Below are 1914 nucleotides of genomic sequence, written 5' to 3' on the forward strand. Positions count from 1 at the left end.
AATTCCTCTATTCCTCTTTTTTGAACACATCTTATTTTTTTATTTTTTATTTTTATTATCGTATTTATCGTAAGCTTCTTTAACCAAATTTTCAATCATCTCGTCTAATTTAATTTTAGAAAATACACCCTTATTTAATGCCTTAGTTACTTGCGACCTTAAATTCCTAGTTCTAGTATCAAGACCTAAGAATAGCAGAGTTTTTGATATTGTAAATCCATTATCACTTTTCTTTAAGAGTTCTATTTCTATCTCCTTTATATTAATTGTTGTGTTAAGTAACATTTTCAACATTTTTATAGATTCCCGCTTGTTGAAAACTCAAGAAACCCCATATTTGTGCTTTGAAAACCTATCTCTTTCAGGTTTTATATATTTAAATAATTCAGAATCAAATTTTGGTCATCAACTAGATAAGTCAATTTTTTCACAAGAATCTTTCCTGTATTTTTTTTGATCATTTAAAATTTTGAATTTTGGTTTCCAAGATATTTTATCTTGCACTTTCTTTGCTAATTGTGTATATCAATAGTCATCACTAAGATCCATTTTATCCTCAACTTCTACAGGCTCTATGTAATCACCATTTAATAGTCAAATCACTACTTCACCATTCAAACTATCAAGATATTGCGAAGATAATTCAAAAAACCATTTTTGCCCTTTAATATTCTCTGGACTTAAACCTTCTACTAATTTTTGTTGGTATTCAGGCAAGATTTTGTTAAAGTAGTCTTTTTTAGTGATGTATTTTTCATCTTGAATAATTTGCCATTCAGATTTTCAAAATGACCCTAAATTAAACTTTCCATCTATTGGGTAATATTGTTTGGCAAAATATATGAAATAGAATACAGCATTATTTTTAAAAGCATCCTCTTCTTTTAGGAATTTTGAATAGTTATTGAAAAACTCTTTTTGAAAGTCTAAGTTATTTCATAAATCTTCATATACTTTCCAATCTTTAATATTAATACGTAAGTGTGGATTAGTTATAGAGAAAATTTGCTTTCATACGTCTTCATAATTTTCCGCATCTTCTCCATAGTGTGCTTTGATACCATTATCAAAAAATATTTTTGTTTCATCTTCTTTTTCAAAAGAAAAAGCACTCATTATTTCGGATTTATACATTTCATTAAAACCTCAATTTACACGGCCTTGTTTTTCTTGAAATCCATAAGAACCTTTTAAATAAATTTCTTTTTTTACTGAATCTTCTTGAAATACTTTTTCATTCACTTTTCTAAATATCTTTATATGTTTATCAATTAATCTTCATGACATAATATGAGATTTACTATTAAGTTCTTTCATCATTTTGAAATAACTATAAAACAATTCGCCTTCGTCTTTGCCTTTTGAAAAAAACTTATCTAACTTTAAAATACTTTTATAATCAAAAGTATTGATATCCATAATTTCTCCAAATAATTTATGTACTTTGTCTTTCAATGTTTTATCACCACTTGAATTTGTAGCAACTATGTTTTTAATATTTGAATCTATTTCAAAGACTATATTTACATTTCTATTTTTATAAGCCAAAGAAATAGATTTAACTATATACTTGATAGCTTCGGCACCTTTTTTTCCTATTTCGTTAGAAAGTCTATCTAATTCAGTTATATGAATGACCACCATTTTTCTTTTTGTAATTTTTTTTACATACTCCTCAATCGCCGTGTTGGATATAGGATCTATAAAAAAGCTGTTATCGTCATATATTTTTATGTTTTTAACAAGTGGTTTAATAATGATATCAACTAAAATACCAAGCGGAAATACAATAGGCATAAATTTAGAAATTTCTTTTATTTTGTCTTTATCAAAATCAAAATGCCAAAATATACATATGAATACTGGCGCACCAATCAAAATAGAAATCGCCAAAATCAAAATTAAGTGTAAAAT

1 protein-coding gene is annotated in these 1914 nt (G+C 26.0%); it reads right to left on the reverse strand.

Features of this window, described 5'->3' with window-relative positions; all coding sequences use genetic code 4:
• Positions 1-39: 39 nt before the first annotated feature.
• Positions 40-1914 (reverse strand): hypothetical protein (locus C4B24_RS05040; RefSeq protein ID WP_168388369.1); only part of this gene is annotated, 1875 nt, incomplete at its 5' end.

The sequence above is a fragment of the Mycoplasma marinum genome, from assembly GCF_004335975.1.
GTDB classification, from domain to species: domain Bacteria; phylum Bacillota_I; class Bacilli_A; order Mycoplasmatales; family Metamycoplasmataceae; genus Mycoplasma_K; species Mycoplasma_K marinum.